General features: G+C 71.0%; 22 protein-coding genes. 6 read left to right on the top strand and 16 right to left on the bottom strand.

Features of this window, described 5'->3' with window-relative positions; genetic code table 11:
• Positions 1-26: 26 nt before the first annotated feature.
• The 3 genes from AC3CF1_RS11235 to glnA form a co-directional block, all read right to left on the bottom strand.
• The gene (locus tag AC3CF1_RS11235; protein WP_088949502.1) at positions 27-719 is read right to left on the bottom strand and encodes a helix-turn-helix transcriptional regulator; all 693 of its coding nucleotides are present in this window, start codon (positions 717-719) and stop codon (positions 27-29) included.
• Positions 720-832: 113 nt separating this feature from the next.
• A complete protein-coding gene (locus AC3CF1_RS11240) occupies positions 833-1,258 on the bottom strand; it encodes a DUF350 domain-containing protein (protein ID WP_210794768.1) in 426 nt (141 codons plus the stop codon).
• 88 nt (positions 1,259-1,346) lie between these two features.
• Positions 1,347-2,696, bottom strand: a complete 1,350-nt coding sequence (gene glnA / locus AC3CF1_RS11245; protein WP_088949504.1) for a type I glutamate--ammonia ligase — start codon at positions 2,694-2,696, stop codon at positions 1,347-1,349.
• 261 nt (positions 2,697-2,957) lie between these two features.
• Between glnA and AC3CF1_RS11250 the strand changes: the two genes are divergently transcribed.
• Positions 2,958-4,715, top strand: a complete 1,758-nt coding sequence (locus AC3CF1_RS11250) for an NAD+ synthase (protein ID WP_488450399.1) — start codon at positions 2,958-2,960, stop codon at positions 4,713-4,715.
• Between the two features lie 192 nt (positions 4,716-4,907).
• Positions 4,908-5,753, top strand: a complete 846-nt coding sequence (gene panB / locus AC3CF1_RS11255; RefSeq protein ID WP_488450401.1) for a 3-methyl-2-oxobutanoate hydroxymethyltransferase — start codon at positions 4,908-4,910, stop codon at positions 5,751-5,753.
• Positions 5,754-5,861: 108 nt separating this feature from the next.
• On the opposite strand, the gene npdG is transcribed toward panB, so the two are convergent.
• From npdG to AC3CF1_RS11275, 4 genes are all read right to left on the bottom strand, one after another.
• Complete coding sequence (gene npdG / locus AC3CF1_RS11260; protein ID WP_354983130.1) at positions 5,862-6,560, bottom strand: NADPH-dependent F420 reductase; 699 nt, start codon at positions 6,558-6,560, stop codon at positions 5,862-5,864.
• Between the two features lie 79 nt (positions 6,561-6,639).
• Entirely contained in the window at positions 6,640-8,070 is a 1,431-nt protein-coding gene (locus tag AC3CF1_RS11265; protein WP_488450403.1) for an RNB domain-containing ribonuclease, read from the bottom strand.
• An 86-nt stretch (positions 8,071-8,156) separates the two neighbouring features.
• A complete protein-coding gene (locus AC3CF1_RS11270) occupies positions 8,157-8,996 on the bottom strand; it encodes a histone (protein WP_330465879.1) in 840 nt (279 codons plus the stop codon).
• Between the two features lie 82 nt (positions 8,997-9,078).
• Positions 9,079-9,282, bottom strand: coding sequence for a hypothetical protein (locus AC3CF1_RS11275; protein WP_488450405.1), 204 nt, complete (start codon positions 9,280-9,282; stop codon positions 9,079-9,081).
• Between the two features lie 174 nt (positions 9,283-9,456).
• Between AC3CF1_RS11275 and AC3CF1_RS11280 the strand changes: the two genes are divergently transcribed.
• Complete coding sequence (locus AC3CF1_RS11280) at positions 9,457-9,954, top strand: NUDIX hydrolase (RefSeq protein WP_488450407.1); 498 nt, start codon at positions 9,457-9,459, stop codon at positions 9,952-9,954.
• A 6-nt stretch (positions 9,955-9,960) separates the two neighbouring features.
• On the opposite strand, the gene AC3CF1_RS11285 is transcribed toward AC3CF1_RS11280, so the two are convergent.
• From AC3CF1_RS11285 to AC3CF1_RS11300, 4 genes are read right to left on the bottom strand one after another with little or no spacing between them, the layout of a single operon-like run.
• A complete protein-coding gene (locus AC3CF1_RS11285) occupies positions 9,961-10,722 on the bottom strand; it encodes a hypothetical protein (RefSeq protein ID WP_488450409.1) in 762 nt (253 codons plus the stop codon).
• Entirely contained in the window at positions 10,722-10,922 is a 201-nt protein-coding gene (locus AC3CF1_RS11290) for a hypothetical protein (protein ID WP_488450411.1), read from the bottom strand. The genes AC3CF1_RS11285 and AC3CF1_RS11290 overlap by 1 nt, the downstream gene beginning before the upstream one ends.
• Positions 10,916-11,248, bottom strand: coding sequence for a PadR family transcriptional regulator (locus AC3CF1_RS11295; protein ID WP_488450413.1), 333 nt, complete (start codon positions 11,246-11,248; stop codon positions 10,916-10,918). Before AC3CF1_RS11295 ends, AC3CF1_RS11290 begins: the two co-directional genes overlap by 7 nt.
• 20 nt (positions 11,249-11,268) lie before the next feature.
• Positions 11,269-12,141: an AraC family transcriptional regulator gene (locus AC3CF1_RS11300; protein WP_099856215.1), complete on the bottom strand. Its 873-nt coding sequence runs from the start codon at positions 12,139-12,141 to the stop codon at positions 11,269-11,271.
• Between the two features lie 172 nt (positions 12,142-12,313).
• Here AC3CF1_RS11300 and AC3CF1_RS11305 point away from each other — a divergent pair, with 172 nt between their 5' ends.
• Positions 12,314-12,688 (top strand): GrpB family protein, encoded by a 375-nt coding sequence (locus AC3CF1_RS11305; RefSeq protein WP_488450415.1) that lies wholly within the window; start codon positions 12,314-12,316, stop codon positions 12,686-12,688.
• Between the two features lie 45 nt (positions 12,689-12,733).
• Here AC3CF1_RS11305 and AC3CF1_RS11310 read toward each other — a convergent pair whose 3' ends face one another.
• Positions 12,734-13,300, bottom strand: coding sequence for a GNAT family N-acetyltransferase (locus tag AC3CF1_RS11310; protein ID WP_354983134.1), 567 nt, complete (start codon positions 13,298-13,300; stop codon positions 12,734-12,736).
• A 65-nt stretch (positions 13,301-13,365) separates the two neighbouring features.
• On the opposite strand from AC3CF1_RS11310, the gene AC3CF1_RS11315 reads away from it, so the two are divergent.
• Positions 13,366-14,250 (top strand): transglutaminase-like domain-containing protein, encoded by an 885-nt coding sequence (locus AC3CF1_RS11315; RefSeq protein ID WP_488450418.1) that lies wholly within the window; start codon positions 13,366-13,368, stop codon positions 14,248-14,250.
• Here AC3CF1_RS11315 and AC3CF1_RS11320 read toward each other — a convergent pair.
• The 4 genes from AC3CF1_RS11320 to AC3CF1_RS11335 all read right to left on the bottom strand — a co-directional run bounded on the left by AC3CF1_RS11320 (position 14,237) and on the right by AC3CF1_RS11335 (position 17,397).
• On the bottom strand, positions 14,237-15,178 hold the full coding sequence (locus tag AC3CF1_RS11320; protein WP_488450420.1) for a redoxin family protein: 942 nt from the start codon (positions 15,176-15,178) through the stop codon (positions 14,237-14,239). The genes AC3CF1_RS11315 and AC3CF1_RS11320 overlap by 14 nt on opposite strands.
• Positions 15,179-15,667 carry a hypothetical protein gene (locus tag AC3CF1_RS11325; protein WP_488450421.1) on the bottom strand — a complete coding sequence of 163 codons (489 nt, stop codon included), beginning with the start codon at positions 15,665-15,667 and terminating at the stop codon, positions 15,179-15,181.
• Complete coding sequence (locus tag AC3CF1_RS11330; protein ID WP_488450423.1) at positions 15,610-16,404, bottom strand: epoxide hydrolase family protein; 795 nt, start codon at positions 16,402-16,404, stop codon at positions 15,610-15,612. Before AC3CF1_RS11330 ends, AC3CF1_RS11325 begins: the two co-directional genes overlap by 58 nt.
• A gap of 156 nt (positions 16,405-16,560) precedes the next feature.
• On the bottom strand, positions 16,561-17,397 hold the full coding sequence (locus tag AC3CF1_RS11335; protein WP_488450425.1) for an SDR family oxidoreductase: 837 nt from the start codon (positions 17,395-17,397) through the stop codon (positions 16,561-16,563).
• A 123-nt stretch (positions 17,398-17,520) separates the two neighbouring features.
• Here AC3CF1_RS11335 and AC3CF1_RS11340 point away from each other — a divergent pair, with 123 nt between their 5' ends.
• Positions 17,521-18,114 (top strand): TetR/AcrR family transcriptional regulator, encoded by a 594-nt coding sequence (locus tag AC3CF1_RS11340; RefSeq protein WP_488450427.1) that lies wholly within the window; start codon positions 17,521-17,523, stop codon positions 18,112-18,114.
• The last annotated feature ends 36 nt before the right edge of the window (positions 18,115-18,150 follow it).

Consider the following 18,150-nt stretch of genomic DNA (forward strand, 5'->3'; position numbering starts at 1 on the left):
GGAGACCCGCTCTCGGAAACCCCGGTTCAGACCAGGCTCAGCGAGCGGACCCGCTCGCGCGGAATGTCCAGGTCGGTCGGGCGCAGCTCGCGGGACACCACGTCGGGTAGCGCCTGGACGCTTTCGATCCGGTCGGTGCGGAAGCAGCGCAGCTCGTCGCGCAGTCGGCACCAGGCCAGCAGATACCAGTGTCGCGGGTTACCGAGGTAGCCCAGCGGCTCGACGTCACGGACCGAGCCGGCGCCGGCCCGGTCCGCGTACCTGATGCGCAGCACCCGCCGCGCGGCGACCGCGTCGGCGACGAGGGCCGGGACGGGCGTGGCCGGCCCGTCGCCGACCAGGTGCACGCGGCCGGCGAGGCGGTGCGCCTCGACGGCGTCGGCGGCCGGCAGCACCGCCATCAACTTGCGCAGCGCGGTGCCACCCGGCCCGGCGAACGGCGTGCCGGCGAGCCGGCGTAGCGCGACGGCCATCGCGACCGCCTCGGCCGCGGTCAGGTTGACCGGCGGCAGAGTGCGGGCGCGATCCACCACGTAACCGCCGGTGCGCCCGGGCTCGGCCCAGATCGGCACCCCGGCCTCCTGTAGCGCGCCGATGTCCCGTTCGATGGTGCGGCTGCTCACCTCGAAACGCGCGGCCAACCAGCGGGCGCTGCGCGGCCTCGGCGACACCGCCCGCAGCTCCTCGACCAGCGCGTAGAGACGGTCCGTACGGTTCATGCCCGGCACGGTACGGCCGGGGTACGACGCCCGTCGGCGACCGCCCGCACTGCGACGCGGACGGCCGCCACAGCAAGACGCGGACGGCCGCCACAGCGAAGCGGACAGCCGCCTCAGGCGATGCAGGCGCAGACGATCAGCGCGGCGCCGAAGTGGGTGGCGGCGCTGACCCGGGCCGCCGGGTGCGGCTCGTCCGAGCAGATGACCTCGCCGAGTTTGCCCGGGGTGAGCAGGTCGAGCACGAAGAAGGCCAACGCCATGATGGCCAGCCCGACGATGCCGAAGATCACCGTGGAGGCGAGCCCTCTGCCGAAGTCGCTGTAGCTGGTCAGGATCGCGGTGAACACGATCCCGGCGATGCCGAGCTGGTTGGCAGCCAGCAGCAACCCCGCGTTGGAGTTGCGCTGCACCCAGATCAGGTCGCGCAACCGACCGGGCGTGAGCAGGTCGACCAGCACGAAGCCAGCCGCCATGAGCCCCACGCCGACGATCCCGAACACGACGCTCTGCCAAGCACCGCTGAGCAGATCCTCCAGCACCGACTGCCTCCCGACTCTCCGCCCGGAGGGGGTACCGGCGCGGTGATCGAGACGATAGCGGCAGCGCGCAAGCGCGTCAGCCCCGCGGTTACAGCGCCAGGTAACGCTGCCGCTCGTACGGGGTGACCTCGCGCCGGTACTGCTCCCACTCGGCCCGCTTGTTGCGCAGGAAGAAGTCGAAGACGTGCTCGCCGAGCACCTCGGCGACCAGCTCGGAACCGGCCATCACGTCGATCGCCTCGGCGAGGTTCTCCGGCAGCGCCTCGTATCCCATGGCACGCCGCTCGGCGCTGGTCAGCGACCAGACGTCGTCCTCGGCGCCCGGCGGCAGCTCGTAGCCCTCCTCGATGCCCTTCAGGCCGGCGCCGAGCAGCACCGCGAAGGCCAGGTAGGGGTTGGCCGCCGAATCGGGTGAGCGGACCTCGACGCGGGCCGAGTTGGGCTTGCCGTACGCGGGAACGCGGACCAGCGCGGACCGGTTGAGGTGACCCCAGCAGACGTACGCGGGGCTCTCGGTGATCCGGTCCGGCAGGGCCTGCGGGAAGAGCCGCTTGTACGAGTTGACCCACTGGTTGGTGACCGCTGTGTATTCCCGGGCGTGCACCAGGAGGCCGGCGATGAACGACTTGGCCACCTTGGAGAGCTTCATCGGGTCACCGCTGTCGTGGAAGGCGTTGCGCTCCCCCTCGAACAGCGACAGGTGGGTGTGCATCCCGCTGCCCGGCTGGTCGGTGAACGGCTTCGGCATGAAGCTGGCCTGCACTCCGGTGGAGAGCGCCACCTCCTTGACGACGTGCCGGAAGGTCATGATGTTGTCGGCGGTGGTCAGCGCGTCGGCGTAGCGCAGGTCGATCTCCTGCTGGCCGGGCGCGACCTCGTGGTGGCTGAACTCCACCGAGATGCCGATGCGCTCCAGCGCCAGCACGCCCTGGCGGCGGAAGTCGCGAGCCACGGCGTGGGTGGTGTGCTCGAAGTAGCCGCCGGTGTCGACCGGGGTGGGCACCGAGCCGTCCTGCGGGCCGTTCTCCAGCAGGAAGAACTCGATCTCGGGGTGGGTGTAGAAGGTGAAGCCCTTCTCGGCGGCCTTGGACAGCGCCCGGCGCAGCACGTGCCGGGGGTCGGCCCAGGACGGACCGCCGTCGGGCAGCAGGATGTCGCAGAACATCCGGGCGCTCTCGCCGCTGACCCCGCCCTCGAACGGAAAGACCTGGAAGGTGGTCGGGTCGGGCATGGCCACCATGTCCGATTCGAAGACCCGGGCGAAGCCCTCGATCGCCGAACCGTCGAAGCCGATGCCCTCCTCGAAGGCCGCCTCCAACTCCGCCGGCGCCACCGAGACGCTCTTGAGCGTGCCCAGCACGTCGGTGAACCACAGCCGGACGAACCGGATGTCCCGCTCTTCCAGCGTGCGGAGGACGAACTCCTGCTGACGGTCCACTTCCCCAACCCCTCGCGACGCTCTGCTGTCCGCCTTGGTCGGGCTGCGCGCCCGACCTGATCGCCCAGTCTTACCGGGCCTGGTTACGCAGACGTTACGCGAACTGCCGCCCGTCGTCCCCTCGCCTCCCGCTCGGCGGGCGGGGGCCCGGCCGCCGACGGGCTCGTGCCCCGCCGGACGGCGGGGGCCGTCGCCGCAGCGTGGCGGCCATCTCGTCGGAGGGTGGGGATTGTCCCGTTGAGGCTGGGGCAAGATGAGGACATGCCCACCCTGCGTCTCGCCCTGTCCCAGGTCAACCCGAGCGTCGGCGACCTCGCCGGAAACGCCGACCTGGTCCGCAGCTGGACTCGCCAGGCCGCCGATGCCGGTGCCCAGCTGGTGCTCTTCCCGGAAATGATGCTCACCGGTTACCCGGTCGAGGACCTGGTCTTCCGGCGCTCCTTCGTGGCCGCGTCCCGGGCCGCCGTGGAACGGCTCGCGGCCGACCTCGCCACGGACGGCCTCGGCGAGGTCCCGGTGGTGGTCGGCTACCTGGACGCCGACGGGCCGCCGCAGGTCAGCGGCGACGCCGAGCCGGGCCGGGGTGCCCGCAACGCCGCCGCGCTGCTGCACCGGGGGGTCGTCGCCGCCCGCTACTTCAAGCACCACCTGCCCAACTACGGGGTCTTCGACGAGGACCGCTACTTCCTCCCCGGCGACACGCTGACGGTGGTGCGGATCGGTGGCGTGGACGTCGCGCTGACCATCTGCGAGGACCTGTGGCAGGCCGGCGGCCCGTTCGCCGCCGCCCGGCAGGCCGGCGTCGGCCTCGTGGTCAACATCAACGGCTCGCCGTACGAGCTGAACAAGGACGACATCCGGCTGCCGCTGGTCCGCCGCCGGGCCGCCGAGGCGGGCGCCGCCATCGCGTACGTCAACATGATCGGCGGGCAGGACGAGCTGGTCTTCGAGGGCGACTCGATGATCGTGGCCGCCGACGGTGAGCTGCTCACCCGCGCCCCGCAGTTCGTCGAGCACCTGCTCGTGCACGACGTCGAGCTGCCGGCCGCCACCGCCACGACGACCACGGAGGCCGTCGCGGACGGCATGCGCATCGTGCACAGCACGCTGGACGGCATTCCGGCCGCGCCGACCGGCCCGGGCGCCACCGGCGGTCTGATCGAGCCGGTGGCCGACGAGGCCGAGGTGTGGCAGGCCCTGGTGCTCGGTCTGCGCGACTACGTCAACAAGAACCGGTTCCCGTCGGTGGTGCTCGGCCTCTCCGGCGGCATCGACTCGGCGGTGGTGGCCGCGTTGGCCGTCGACGCCCTCGGGCCGGACCGGGTGGTCGGGGTGTCGCTGCCCAGCCAGCACTCCTCCGAGCACTCCCGGGAGGACGCCGCCGACCTGGCCAAGCGCACCGGCCTGGACTACCGCGTCGAGCCGATCCAGCCGATGGTGGACGGCTTCCTGGCCAACCTGTCGCTGTCCGGTGTGGCGGTGGAGAACCTCCAGGCCCGGGTCCGTGGCGTGATCCTGATGGCGCTGTCGAACCAGGAGGGCCACCTGGTGCTGACCACCGGCAACAAGAGTGAGCTGGCGGTCGGCTACTCCACGCTGTACGGCGACTCGGTGGGCGGCTTCAACCCGGTCAAGGACGTCTGGAAGACCCTGATCTGGCGGCTCGCGAAGTGGCGCAACCGGGACGCGGCCCGGCGCGGCGAGACCGCCCCGATCCCGGAGAACTCGATCGGCAAGCCGCCGAGCGCCGAGCTGAGCCCGGGCCAACTGGACAGCGACAGCCTGCCCGACTACGACGTACTGGACCCGATTCTGATCGGTTACGTCGACGGTGACCTCGGCCGCGACGGGCTGGTGGAGTCGGGTCACGACCCGGCGATCGTGGACAAGGTGCTGCGGCTGGTGGATACCGCCGAGTACAAGCGGCGGCAGTCGGCGCCGGGCACGAAGATCTCCATGAAGGCGTTCGGTCGGGACCGCCGTCTGCCGATCACCAACCGGTGGCGCGAGCACGGCTGAGGCGTACCCCCGGGGATGTCGGGTCGGTGGCGGGACCCGGCGCCGCCTCGCGGGGGCCGCGCGGCGCGGACCTCGCGGTTTCGCTGTGGAGTGACATCTTGCACTGGGCCCTGCCGTCACCCCGTCTCACGGTGCGACGATCGCGACGGAACCCGGGGACCGCGCAGGCGGCCTCGAGGAAGGGAGACAGAGATGGTGGAGTCCACTCCGAACGAGGTGACCGCGCTGTACGGCGGCCCGGCCACCCGACGGGTCCGCACCCGGGACCTGATCGCCGCGAAGGAGCGCGGTGAGCGGTGGCCGATGCTGACGTCGTACGACCAGTACACGGCGTCGATCTTCGACCAGGCCGGTGTGCCGGTGCTGCTGGTCGGCGACTCGGCCGCGAACAACGTGTTCGGCTACGAGACGACTCTGCCGGTCACGGCCGACGAGTTGCTTCCGCTGGTGCGGGCCGTGGTGCGGGCGACCCGGCAGGCGCTGATCGTCGGTGACCTGCCGTTCGGCTCGTACGAGGAGGGGCCGGCGCAGGCGCTGCGCACCGCCGTCCGGTTCATGAAGGAGGGTGGCTGCCACGCGGTGAAGCTGGAGGGTGGCCGCCGCTGCGCCGAGCAGATCGCCGCGATCGTCGGCGCCGGCATTCCGGTGATGGCGCACATCGGTTTCACCCCGCAGAGCGAGCACACGCTGGGCGGCTACCGGGTGCAGGGCCGGGGCGACGCCGCCGACGATGTGCTCGCCGACGCGCGGGCGGTCACGGAGGCGGGGGCGTTCGCTGTAGTGCTGGAGATGGTGCCCGGCGAGGTGGCCAACCGGATCACCCACGAGCTGCCGATCCCGACGGTGGGCATCGGCGCCGGCCCGGACACCGACGCGCAGGTGCTGGTCTGGCAGGACATGGCCGGCCTGCGGACCGGAAAGACGCCCCGCTTCGTCAAGCGGTACGCGGACCTGGCCGGCGTGCTCACCGACGCCACCCGGCGTTTCGCCGACGAGGTCCGGGGCGGCGAGTTCCCGGCCGCCGAGCACACCTTCTAGGAATGCGCCCGGCGTGATCCACTCGGGTTTGCCGAAAACGCGGTGTCCCTGACCTCGGGACACCGCGTTTTCGCGAAACCGGAGTGGATCACGCCGGCAGAGAACGACTCAGATGTCGGTGACGCGAATGCCCGCGTGCGCCTTGTAACGCTTGTTGATCGCGATCAGGTTCGCGGTGAACGCCTCGATCTGGTGGGCGTTGCGCAACCGCCCGGCGTAGATGCCGCGCATCCCCGGGATCCGGGCAGCGAGCGAGCCGACCACGTCGACCAGCTCGCGGTCCTCGGTGCAGATCAGCACGTCCAGGTCGATCCGGTCGACCTCCGGGTCGGCCAGCAGCGGGGCGCTGACGTGGTTGAACGCCGAGCAGACCCGGGAGTCGGGCAGCAACGCGGCGGCCTGCTGCACGGCGCTGCCCTCGGCGACGGTCAGCGCGTACGGGCCCTGCTTGTCGAAGCCGAGCGGGTTGACGCAGTCGACGACGATCTTGCCGGCGAGTGGCTCGGCCAGGGCGGCGACGGTGGCGGCGTGCCCGTCCCACGGCACCGCGATGATCACCACGTCGCTGCGTCGGGCCACCTCGTCGTTGGCCGCGCCCGTGACACTGCCGGTGGCCGGCACACCGGGCAGGGCGGCGATCTCGGCTGCGGACTCGACGGCCCGCTCAGCGTTGCGGGAGCCGATCAACACCGTCTGCCCGGCCCGCGCGAACCGGTAGGCGAGGCCTCGCCCCTGGTCGCCGGTGCCACCGATGATGCCGACCGTCAGCCCGGACACGTCGGGGAGCGTGCTCGCGTCGTATGCCATGGGTTCATCCTCGCAAACCGACCGGGCCGGCAGCAGCGCGGAGCACTGTGACGATCCCCGCTGCCCCGCGCCCGCAGGGTCAGGCCAGCTCGAACAGGACCGTGCGGGCCGTCGGGTCCGCGGTGACCAGCCGGACGCGGACTCGTTCGCCGAGCGGCAGGTCGCCGAGGCATCGGCTGCGCACCGGCGGGGCGTCCAGCGCGACAGTGCCGCCGGGCGGTCGGGTGCGGGCGCGACCGTTGGGCGGCGCGTCGACGTCCAGCACTGCCGCGTCGAAGGTCTCACCCACCCGGTGCTCCAGCAGCACCGCCTCGGCCAACTCGACGGCGCCCCGGGTGGCTGTCGAGGCGATCCGGTCGGTGCTGGCCATCACCTCGGGCAGCCGGGGCAGCGCCGTGCGGGCCCAGTCGGGCACCGGCTGGCCCGCGTGCAGGGCCAGGCAGACCTCCGTGGCGTACCGGTCGGCCAGACGCCGCAACGGCGCCGTGACGTGGGCGTACGTGGCTGCCACGCCACCATGCTCCGGTTGCTCCGGCACCGTCCCGTCGAAGGCGGTGTACGCGGCGCCGCGCATCAGCTCGGCCGCCTGGTCGATGAACGCGGCGGCGCGCGGCTGGGAGGCGTCCAGACCGGCGATCACCTGACCCGGGCCCACGTCGTCCGGCCAGTGCACGCCCAGCGGCGCGGCGGCGGCCCGCAGCCGCTGCACGGCCTCCGGTTTCGGCGCGGGCATCGTCCGCAGCAACCCGACCCGGCCGGCCAGCATGATGTCGGCGGCGGCCATCCCGGTCAGCAGGGAGATCTGGGCGTTGTGCTCCTCCATCGGCACCGGCGCGCGCAGCACCAGTTGCCAGCCGTCGCCGTCGGGCTCCAGATCCTGCTCAGGCAACGGCAGGTTGATGGCGCCCCGGCGCAACCCGCGGGCCGTCAGCCGGTCGCCGATCTCGGGCAGCAGTGCGATCGGCTCGGGCAGCCGCCCGGCGTCGGCTGCCGCCTGCACCCCGGTGTAGTCGAGTTTGGCCCGGCTGCGAACCAGGGCACGTTCCAGCTCGACGGCCACGGTGCCGCCGTCGGCGTCCAGGTCGATGGTCCAGACCACAGCGGCCCGGTCGTCGTCGGGCAGCAGGCTGGCCGCACCCTCGCTGAGCGTGTGTGGGTGCAGCGGCACGTTCCCGTCGGGCAGGTAGATGGTCTGCCCGCGCCGCCAGGTCTCCGCCTCCAACGCGCCGCCCGGGGCGACGTGGGCGGCGACGTCGGCGATCGCGTACCGCACCCGGTAGCCGCCACCTGGACGGCGGGCGAGGTGCATCGCCTGATCCAGGTCGCGGGAGGTGGCCGGGTCGACAGTGACGAACGGTACGTCGGTGCGGTCGACGGGCGGGCGCGGCGGCGCGCCGGCCGCCTCGTCGGCCTCACGTTGGGCGTCGGCCGGGAACTCCCCGGGCAGGCCGAGTTCGCGGCGCAGTGCGCCGAAGTCGATGCGGGGCGCGAGTACGCGTCGAATGACCACGGGTCAATCCTGACAGCGCCGCCGGTGATCCGCTTCCGGTGACCGGCCGAGATATCTCTCCCCGGGCGAGCCGGGTCGACCGGCGCTCAGCCGGTCGCCTTCCGGGCAGCGCTGCGCGGGCTCCGGGGCGCGGTGGCCCGTGCGGCGGCAGGGCGGGCCGGTGACTTGCGGGCGGTCACCTTGCGGGCCGGGGCCTTGGCCGCGACGGTCTTCTTCGCCGGGGCCTTCTTGGCCGCCGCCTTGCGCGCGGTGGTCGACGAGGTGCCCGTCGCCTTCGCGGCCGGGGCCTTCTTCGCCGGAGCCTTGCGAGCACCGCCGCTGGGGCCGGTCGACGCGGTCTTCTTCGCCGGCGCCTTCTTGGCGGCCGTCTTCGTCGCCGCCGTCCTCTTCGCCGCTGTCTTCTTGACGGCGGACGCCTTGGCCGCGGTCTTACGCGCCGGCGCCTTCGCCGCTGCGGTGGTCTTCTTCGCCGCCGAGGTGGTGGTCTTCTTCGCGGCGCCCACGGTCTTCTTCGCGGCGCTGGTGGTCTTCTTCGCCGTACCCGTGGTCTTCTTCGCCGTGCCCGTCGTCTTCTTCGCGGCGGCGGTGGTCTTGCGCGTCGCGGACGCCGGGGCCCGCTTCGCCGCGACAGTTGTCGAGCGGGTGGTGGTCTTCTTCGCGGGGGCCTTCTTGGCCGTCGTGGTGGCCTTGGTCGTGGTCTTCTTCGCGGGAGCCTTCGTGGCCGCCGTGGTGGTCTTCTTCGCCGGGGCACGTCCCGCGCCGCCGGCGGCCTTCCTCGCCGGGGCCTTCGCCGCCTTCGCACCCGCTGTGGACTTGCGGACGGGGGTGGTCCGGCTCGCGGCCGTGTTGCGCTCCGCCGCGGCGGTCTTCTTCGCGGTGGTGCGCCGGGCGGCCGGGCGGGTGGTGGCCTGCTGTGCTTCGGCCATCGTGGTTCCCTCCTTGGGGACATGCTCTCGCGTGCGTCCTCGCGGAGCACGAAATGCCTCGGCGCGGGCCGTCCCGCGCCGCCTACTTGTTCTCCCCGGCCCAACGAGCGTCCTCGGCATCCCACGCCTCGTTCCGCTCCTGCACGCGTTGCAGGGCGTTCTCCGCGTCGGCCGCCGAGTTGTACGGGCCGAGAACGTGCTTCGCCGGACACACGTCGGCGTCCGTCTCGACCCGGTGATGCCGGGTGCACCAGTAGAACTGCCCACCATGTTCGCTGTCGCTCATGGGAATCACTGTGCACCGCGAACCGTCAGGCCGCCACCGGATCGCACAAGTCGCCGACCCTCTCCACAGTAGATATGCATGGGGCCCGTGGGGCCCGAACAGCGAAACGCGTGGGACTGGAGACCGAAAAGATGCGCAGGTCAGTCTCCCCGCGCAGCGGCCTATGATCGCCGGATGGGGACACCGGACTACATCGTGGGGATGCGCAAGCACGTCGGCCACGACCTGCTCTGGCTGCCCAGCGTCAGCGCGGTGGTCCGCAATGACGCCGGTGAGCTGCTACTGGGCCAGCGTTCCGACGACGGGCGCTGGTCGGTGATCAGCGGGTTCGTCGAGCCGGGCGAACAGCCGGCCACCGCGCTGGTCCGTGAGGTGCAGGAGGAGACGGGCCTGGACGTCGCGCCGGTGCGGATGTCCAGCGCCGTGTCGCACCCGCACACCTACCCCAACGGGGACCAGTGCGAATACCTGAACCTGGGCTTTCTCTGCCGGGTGGTGGCCGGCACCGCCCGGGTCAACGACGACGAGTCGCTGGCCGTGCGGTGGTTCGGATTGGATCGGCTGCCCGAGCTGGACAAGCACGCCCTGCTGGTCATCGCCTACGCCCTGCGCGACAACCCGTCGGCCGGTTACCTGGAGCCGGGCATGACGTGGGACGACGTGCCCGACTGAAGGGGTTCACGCCGGGGTGGACGCGAGCACGACCGGCGCGGTCGGCGCCGACCGCGCCGCCCGGATGGTGTACGCGAGCGCGTACGGCGTGCAGGCCAGGTAGAGCATGGGTTCCGTCGGCACCCGGTTGCTGATGATTCCAAAGATCTCCCATGGAATCGTCGGTCGGGGTAGGCCGATGTTCCAGTCTGTCCAGGCGGCGAGGAGCCACAGCGGCGCGGAGATCCGGTCGATGCTCTCCACCGGCGTCGGACCGATGACCGGGCCAGCGCGATAGCCCGCCGAGATGGCGTCGACGACAGCGAGAATCACCGCGAGGTCGGCGGCGGCGAGTGCGCCGAGAACGCCCACCCACCAGGCCGCGTGGAGGCGACCCCGGGCGGCAAGGCTCGCGGCGGCCCAGAGAGCCAGCGTCAGACCGGCCAACCAGAGCAGCAGCCCGGGTACGAAGGTGGCCAGGTTGTCCGGGGAGATGGCCGACAGGAACACGACTGCTGCCGCCCCGATGGGGAGCACCACGCCGAGCGCGATGCGTAGCGGGCCGTCGAGTGCGGTGCGCCGGGCCCAGCGCGCGGCGAACACCGCCAGCAGCAGCGCCAACCCGACGGTGAACGCCGACCAGAGCGGCCTCTGCGCCCGCTCCGACCAGCTCTCGGCCAACACGCGCTCGATCGGGTACAGGGCGTACGCACCGACGAGCACGATCCCGACGCAGGCGATCGGGGACAGCAGCAACGCGGCTGCGGTGCGGCCGATCCGACCGCGCATCACTGCGCGGTCGACGATCGGGCGCCGGCCCGGCTGACGGCCAGGCTCACCGCGAAGCCGAGCATCTTCGTCCGGTGACCGCTCTCGGCGAGCACGTGCAGCTCGGCGGCCCACTCGCGGCGCAGGTCGACGCGGACGTCGGCCGGCCAGCGGCGCGCAGCCATCTCCAGCAGCAGTTCGGCGGCCCGGCGGGTCACCACGCTGGCGCTCCGGTGGGCTCGGTGCCGCCCCACGAGGGACGAGCGTCGGGGATCGCGGCGCGCAGGTCGGCGAGCGCCTGGCGGGCCTGCGTCACCCCGACGGCGGTCAGCCGGTAGTAGCGACGGGCCGGCCGGCCAGCCGCGACGGGGTCGATCGCCTCCCAGTCGGCGTCCAGCCAGCCGGCCGCGTTCAGCCGGTGCAGCACCGGGTAGAGGGTGCCGCTGGGCAGGCCGGTCAATCGCATCAGGTCCAGCCCGTAGCGCTGCTCGTCGGGTTCGGCGAGCAGCGCCGCGAGCACCTTCGCGACCGGAATGGTCATCCGCATCCGACCACTGTATCGAAACTCTACATAGGGGTGGGTGCCCGTTCGACGGGAATCCACAGCTCGGCGTCCGCCTCGGTGCCGTCCGCGGACACCCGGACCCGGGAGATCTCCGGTCCAGGTCGGCTGCGGTACGGGTTGGACGGAAACCACTGGGTGAACACGTCACGCCACAGGTGCTGCACCGCCTGCGGGAACGCTCCGGAGGTGGTGAACACCGCCCACGTCCCGGCCTGCACCGGCAGCGCGTCCAGGTCCTCCGGTGGCACGGCACCGGTCACCACCCCGTGCCAGTAGTCCAGCTCGGTGCCCTCCTCCCGGCTGTCGGCGAGGTTGTCGCTGACGTTGACGATCCCCGCCGGCTCCTGATCGGAGAGCGCCTCGATCCGTGCGGTCGTCTCCTTGTCGATGCTCCGGATGAACGCGACGATCGCCGGGTTCATCCCCTCGTGCACCAGCGGGACCCGCGCCTTGCGCCCCACCAGCGCGAACGCGTCCTTGCTGACGATTCGGTACTCCATGCTGCCGCTCCCTTCGACGGTGAGTCGGAAGGACATCCGGGGCTGGGCACGCAGCGCTGCCCCCGTACGCCGAGCCTCTCCGGGCCCCACGCCGTGCACGGCGTGGAACGCCCGCGCGAACGCCTCGGCGGATCCGTAGCCGTAGTGCACAGCGACGTCGAGCAACGTCCGCTCCCCCGCGAGCACATCCGCCCCGGCGACGGTGAGACGACGCCGCCGGATGTACTCCGACAGCGGCATCCCGGCCAGTGCGGAGAACAGCCGCCGGAAGTGGTACTCCGACGTCAGCGCGATCCGCGCAAGGTCGGCCACCTCGATCTTCTGGTCGAGGTGACGCTCGATGTGAGCCATCGCCTCGTTGAGCCGATCCAGCACCCGGGCCTCCTTCCCTTTCGAGCACTGACGCTAGGTCGCGGGGTCGGTGGCCCACCCGACATCCGATGCCCGCATCGGTCGGGTGCGCCCGCACCGGTCGTCGTGTCGTAGCCTGGCGGACTTTGCTTCTCCAGGAGGTTGACGTGGCCGAGTATCCGCAGGGTCCACGGCGGTGCCGGGGCTCGCGGCCAAACCCGTCATCGACATCGACCTGGTCATCCAGGACACCGCCGAGGAGTCCGGGTATCTCCCCGCCCTGGAACGGCTCGGCTACCGGCTCGTCCTGCGGGAGCCCTGGTGGCACGGGCACCGGATGCTGCTCAGCGCCGCCGAGGACGTCAACCTGCACGTCTGGCCGCAGGGTGCGCCCGAACCGGTCCGGCACCGGCTGTTCCGCGACTGGCTGCGCTCGCATCCACAAGACCGGGAGCTCTACGCCGCGACCAAACGACGCCTCGCGCAGGACACCGCGCACCGACCCCGCGACTACAGCCTGGCGAAAAACGACGTCATCGACGAGATCTACGCGCGCATCTTCGCCGCCTGAAGCTGGTCGGCGATCCGGGGCCGAGCGCGCCGGCTCGGGTGGCTCTCAGCGCGGCGACTGCTGCATGACCCAGGTGGGCACGGGCTCCGACATTGAGCCCACCACCTCCCAGCCGGCGCGGCGGTACAGCTCGACGTTGGCCGGTTTGCTGGTTTCCAGGATCGCCGGCAGACCGTCGGCGGCGGCGCGCTCCAGCCCGGCCCGCATGACGGCGCGGCCCCAACCGCGTCCGGCGCTGTCGGGGTGGGTGCCCAGGACGCCGAGATACCAGAACGGAAACGCGGGCAGGGCTGCGTGCACGGCATCGTCGTAGCTCTGCACCCGAGCCTGCACGTCAGCGGGGTATCGAGCTGGCGTTGTGTGGCCGGCCGCCGGCTCGGCCGGTGGCTCCCAGATGGCGACCGACGCTCCCCCAGCGATCGTCCAGATCGACGACCGGTGCACCCGCTTGTCGAAGAGGTTCCCGAAGAAGGTGGCGGCGTACTCGGGATAGGTCTCATCGTCGGGAAACAGGTGCCGCAGCACGGGATCCTTGACGAACGCGGCGACCAGCGTGTCGACCACTGCTCGACGGTCCGCTGGGGTGGCGATGGTGATCTCGGGCGCTGTCACAGCAGTCGACACTATCCGGAAAAGCGCCTTGACCCTGACACCGTGGCGGACCGGAGACTGGCCCCATGGACCTCGATGACTACCGGAACCACTCCCCCTACAGCGACCCCGGTCGGCACGGCGGGCTTCTCGACGCCGTGGCGACCGACATCCCCACAGTGGCGGCGACCGCCCGCAACGTGATCGTCCACTACCGGGCCGGCGGCGTAGAGCTGCCCGACGATCGGCTGGACGAGGTGAACTGCCGCTGGGTGGACCGCATCCTGGATACGGACCAGTCCCGCTTTCCCCTGCCACTCACCGCTGAGCGCCCGGCCGTAGACCGGGTTGCCGGCTGCTGCCGGGACCACACGTTGCTCTCGGTGGCGGTGCTGCGCCAACACGGCATTCCCAGCCGCAGCCGGGTCGGGTTCGCCTCCTACTTCACGCCGGGCTGGCACCACGATCACGTGCTGCTGGAGTACTGGAACGGCGAACGATGGGTCTGGGCCGATCCGGAGATCGACCCGGCCGGCGACTGGCGGTTCGACGGCTACGACATCGACCCGACGGCAGGGCTCTTCGACTCGGCAGCACGGGTGTGGTTGGCGTACCGGGCCGGGGCGATCGACCCCGAGGTTTACGGCGTGGCCCCGGAATCGCCGATCCGCGGTGCCTGGTTCATCCACGACTACGTCATCCAGGAGCTGGCTCACCGGCAGAAGGACGAGCTGTTGCTGTGGGACAGCTTCGGCGCGATGACCGACGACCTCACCGACGCCGACCTCACGCTCGCCGACGAGATCGCCGCCCTGCTGCTCGCCGCCGACGACGGCGACGAGGGCGCGGAGAAGGCGCTCGCCGACCGGTACGCGACGGACAGCCGCCTGCGTCCCGGCGCTCAGGTGCAGAGCTTTTCACCGGTCTCCAACACGGTGAGCACAGTCCATCTGCGCCTCAGCCGAACGTGAAGGCGTATGCCTGGACGCCCGGCTCGCCGAATGTGATCTCCAGGGTCCGCTCCCGGACCACGCCGGCCTGGCGGACGAGCTGGTAGAGGCGGCCGTCCTGGAGCACGCCGTTGCCGTCTTCGTCGACGTCGACGCCGTGTGACGGGCCGGGAGCCTGGCCGTCGAGGAGCACCCGGAACGGGATCGACCGTCCCGCCCCGGGGGCCAGCACGAGATGCGCGTCGCGGCCGTGGAACCGGAAGGCGATGCTGCCGCCGGCCCGATCGGCCACGACGCTCTCCGACCCGATCGTCCACTCGCCCGCCAGGGCCCACTGGTTGAGGCCCAGGCTCGCCGGCAGCTCGTAGGCGCGGCGTTCGTCGAGCGCCGGGCCGTTCGGCGACGCGAAGTGTTCGCCACGACCGAATCCGAGGTACGTCTCGGGCGTCCGCAGCTCGCCCCAGTCGGCCTCCGCCTCCGGGCCGACCCCCTTCACGGGTACGGGGGCGCGCTCGATGCCGAGCAGTTGCTGGAGAACCCGCTCGGACTGCTCGTAGCGCCCCTCACCGAAGTGCTCGTCGCGGATGACCCCGTCGGTGTCGACGAAGTACAGCGCCGGCCAGTACTGGTTGCCGAAGGCGCGCCAGATCGCGTAGTCGTTGTCGACCGCCACCGGATAGTCGATCGACCGCGCCGCGACCGCCCGCCGCACCCCGTCGACGTCGTGCTCGAACGAGAACTCCGGCGTGTGCACCCCGATGACGACCAGCCCGTCGTCGCGGTAGGCCTGCGACCAGGCACGGACGTACGGCTCCTGGCGCAGCCAGTTGATGCAGGTCAGCGTCCAGAAGTTCACCAGGACGACGCGCCCGCGCAGGTCGGCGGGGCCGAGTGGCTCGGAGTTGAGCCACTCGGCCGCCCCGTTCAGCGGGGGCAGGTGCACGGCCATCTAGCGAAGCGACCGGAAGGCGGTGCGAAGCTCTTCGGAGAAGATCTTCGGCTGTTCCCAGGCCGCGAAGTGCCCGCCCACGTCGAGCTTGTTGTAGTAGATGAGGTTCGAGTACGCCTGCTCGGCCCAGCTCTGCGGTGCCTCGTACAGCTCGTCGGGAAAGACGCTCACGGCGACCGGAACCTTGACGCCCTTGGCGGCGAAGAACGAGAGCTTGTTCTCCGCGTACAGCCGGGCGGCGGAGATCGCGGTGTTCGTCAACCAGTAGAGCGAGATGTTGTCCAGGATGTCGTCGCGGGTGAGACCGGCCTTGGCCCCGTCGAAGACCTGCGCGATCAGGGCCAGGCTCTTCGCGTCGTGGTCGAGCAGGAAGGACGCCAGGCCGACCGGAGAGTCCGCCAGCCCGGTCAGCGTCTGCGGTCGCGTCGCCATCATGAGGGCGTACGCGACGTGCTTCCAGACGTAGTTGGCTTCCTCGGCGGCACGCATCTCATCGTCGGAGAGGCCGGATGGCAGCGAGCCCATGGCGTTGTTCGCGCCGGTGGTGTCGCCCTGGAACAACAGGTCGATCTCGGGTGGGATCGCACCGGGCATGTTGGTGTGGATGCCGAGCAGTTCCGGGGCGCCTGGATGCCCATCTGGTCGACGATGACCGCGCCCCAGTCGCCGCCCTGCGCGACGAACCGGTTGTAGCCGAGACGCTTCATCAGCTCGGTCCAAGCGGTCGCGATCTTCTGCGGGTTCCATCCCGACGTTGTCGGCTTGCCGGAGAAGCCGTGGCCCGGCAGCGACGGGATCACCAGGTGGAAGGCGTCCGACGCGCTGCCGCCGTACGCGGTGGGGTCGGTCAGCGGCTCGATGATCTTCATCTGCTCGATCACCGACCCGGGCCACCCGTGGGTGACGATCAGCGGCAGCGCGTCCTCGTGCTTCGAACGCACGTGGATGAAGTGGATGTCGACGCCGTCGATGGTGGTCATGAACTGCGGCACCGAGTTCATTCGTGCCTCGACCTTGCGCCAGTCGTACTCCTTTTCCCAATAGCGGGCAACGGCCTGAATCGTCGCGAGTGGCACGCCCTGCGACTGGTCGTCAACCGTTTCCTTGTCCGGCCAGCGGGTGGCCGCGATGCGCCGTTTCAGGTCGTCCAGGTCCGCCTGGGGAATGTCGACCGAGAACGGCCGAATCTCCGTGGTGCCGGGGCGAGTCTTGGTTTTGACAGCCATGCGTGTTCCTCTCCGTCTAGGTTTGCGCCTCGTGAGGGGAATCATGGGGTGAAGGCACTGCCCGGACCTGTGTGCCAATTCGAGATGGGCACGCCGCCGCCATATCTCGGAGCCTAGAACGCCGCGCCCCGGGCTCGTGGCGATACGAGCAGTCCCTCACTGGTCCTGCCCGGGGGCGGCTACCGCGTGCTCGGCGGCTCGGCTGACCTGCTCCCAGCCCGCCCAGGTGTCCATCCGCCGGCGGGAGAGGTCGAACGCCAGGTCGTACACCATGCTCCCGAGCAGGAGCCGCAGCGGCGGGTCGTCGCTGTCGACCAGGCGCAGCAACGCCTCGGCGGCCAGCCGGGGCTCGCTGTCGATCGATCCTTCCGCCCACTGTCGTTCCAGTTCGGCGCGCAGCGGCGCGTACGCCTCTATTGGGCTGGTGGCGCTCAAACTGGTGTAGAGATCGGTCCAGTAACCGCCCGGCTGCACGATGCTGAGCTTGATGTCGAAGGCCGCCGCCTCCATTGCCAACGCCTCGCTCATGCCTTCCAGGGCGAATTTGCTCGCGCTGTACATGCCGGTGCTCGGAAAACCACCCAACGCGGCGATGCTGGACACCTGCACGATGTGGCCGGACCGTTGGGCTCGCAGATGCGGCAGCACCGCCTGACTGACCCACAGCGCGCCGAAGAGGTTGACCTCGAACTGGGCTCGCGCCTCCGCCTCGGTGAACTCTTCGACCATTCCCATGGAGAGGGTCCCGGCGTTGTTGACGACGATGTCGAGCCGTCCGAAGTGCTCGACGGCGGTGGCCACGGCGGCGAATACCGCAGCCCGGTCGGTCACGTCGAGGGTCAGCGTCAGCAGCCGGTCGCCGTGGCGCTCGTCGAAGTCGCCCCGGGCGATGGTCCGGGCGGCGGCGACCACCCGGTCCCCCCGGTCGAGCGCGGCGTCGGTGAAGGCGCGGCCCAGGCCGCGGCTGGCGCCGGTGATGAACCAGGTGCGCATGTCGGAACTCCATCCCCTTAGCGAGACGAGACGGTCCGTCTCGTCATGGAGGAGAGATTAGGGCGCACCGTCCCGGCCGTCAAGACGAGACGGTTCGTCTCGTTGCTGATATCGTGGCGCCCCATGACCCCCAACACGGCCCGCCGGAGAGAGACCTCCCGACGCGCCATCCTGACCGCGGCCTTCGACCTGCTCCAGGAGATCGGGTACGCGAAGGTCAGCATCGAGGGCATCGCCGCGCGCGCCGGCGTCGGCAAACAGACCATCTACCGTTGGTGGCCGTCCAAGGGCGCGGTCATCTTCGACGCGTTCCTCATGCTCAGCGAGGCCACCGAGGGCGGGCCACCGACCCTGCCGGACACCCGCGACCTGGCAGCCGACCTGACCCTGGTGCTTCGCGCCACGGTCGAGGAGATGAACGATCCCCGGTACGAGCAACCGATGCGCGCGCTGGCCACCGAGATCGCGCTCGACCCCGAGCTGGCGGCGGCCTACGCCGAACGCCTGGACGGGCCGCTAAAGGAGGCCAAACGGCAGCGCCTACGCAGCGCCCAGCAGGCCGGGCAACTCGCCGACGACATCGACCTCGACGTGGCGGTGGACCTGATCTGGGGACCGTTGTTCAGCCGATGGCTGCAACGCAGCGGCCCGCTCACCGCCGAGTACGCCGACCTCGTCGTCACCACCGCCCTCAACGGGTTACGCCCCCGCCAATGACAACCGCCTGACGGGTGCGTAGCGGTGGCTCACGCG

This window comes from Micromonospora sp. MGP-C2 (genome assembly GCF_057766525.1).

Coding starts and splice junctions, on each gene's coding strand:
- AC3CF1_RS11235 (WP_088949502.1), bottom strand. CDS start 719: ATGAACCGTACGGACCGTCTCTACGCGCTGGTCGAGGAGCTGCGGGCG.
- AC3CF1_RS11250 (WP_488450399.1), top strand. CDS start 2,958: ATGCCCACCCTGCGTCTCGCCCTGTCCCAGGTCAACCCGAGCGTCGGC.
- panB (WP_488450401.1), top strand. CDS start 4,908: ATGGTGGAGTCCACTCCGAACGAGGTGACCGCGCTGTACGGCGGCCCG.
- npdG (WP_354983130.1), bottom strand. CDS start 6,560: ATGGCATACGACGCGAGCACGCTCCCCGACGTGTCCGGGCTGACGGTC.
- AC3CF1_RS11270 (WP_330465879.1), bottom strand. CDS start 8,996: ATGGCCGAAGCACAGCAGGCCACCACCCGCCCGGCCGCCCGGCGCACC.
- AC3CF1_RS11275 (WP_488450405.1), bottom strand. CDS start 9,282: ATGAGCGACAGCGAACATGGTGGGCAGTTCTACTGGTGCACCCGGCAT.
- AC3CF1_RS11280 (WP_488450407.1), top strand. CDS start 9,457: ATGGGGACACCGGACTACATCGTGGGGATGCGCAAGCACGTCGGCCAC.
- AC3CF1_RS11285 (WP_488450409.1), bottom strand. CDS start 10,722: ATGCGCGGTCGGATCGGCCGCACCGCAGCCGCGTTGCTGCTGTCCCCG.
- AC3CF1_RS11295 (WP_488450413.1), bottom strand. CDS start 11,248: ATGCGGATGACCATTCCGGTCGCGAAGGTGCTCGCGGCGCTGCTCGCC.
- AC3CF1_RS11315 (WP_488450418.1), top strand. CDS start 13,366: ATGGACCTCGATGACTACCGGAACCACTCCCCCTACAGCGACCCCGGT.
- AC3CF1_RS11320 (WP_488450420.1), bottom strand. CDS start 15,178: ATGGCCGTGCACCTGCCCCCGCTGAACGGGGCGGCCGAGTGGCTCAAC.
- AC3CF1_RS11325 (WP_488450421.1), bottom strand. CDS start 15,667: ATGCGTGCCGCCGAGGAAGCCAACTACGTCTGGAAGCACGTCGCGTAC.
- AC3CF1_RS11330 (WP_488450423.1), bottom strand. CDS start 16,404: ATGGCTGTCAAAACCAAGACTCGCCCCGGCACCACGGAGATTCGGCCG.
- AC3CF1_RS11335 (WP_488450425.1), bottom strand. CDS start 17,397: ATGCGCACCTGGTTCATCACCGGCGCCAGCCGCGGCCTGGGCCGCGCC.
- AC3CF1_RS11340 (WP_488450427.1), top strand. CDS start 17,521: ATGACCCCCAACACGGCCCGCCGGAGAGAGACCTCCCGACGCGCCATC.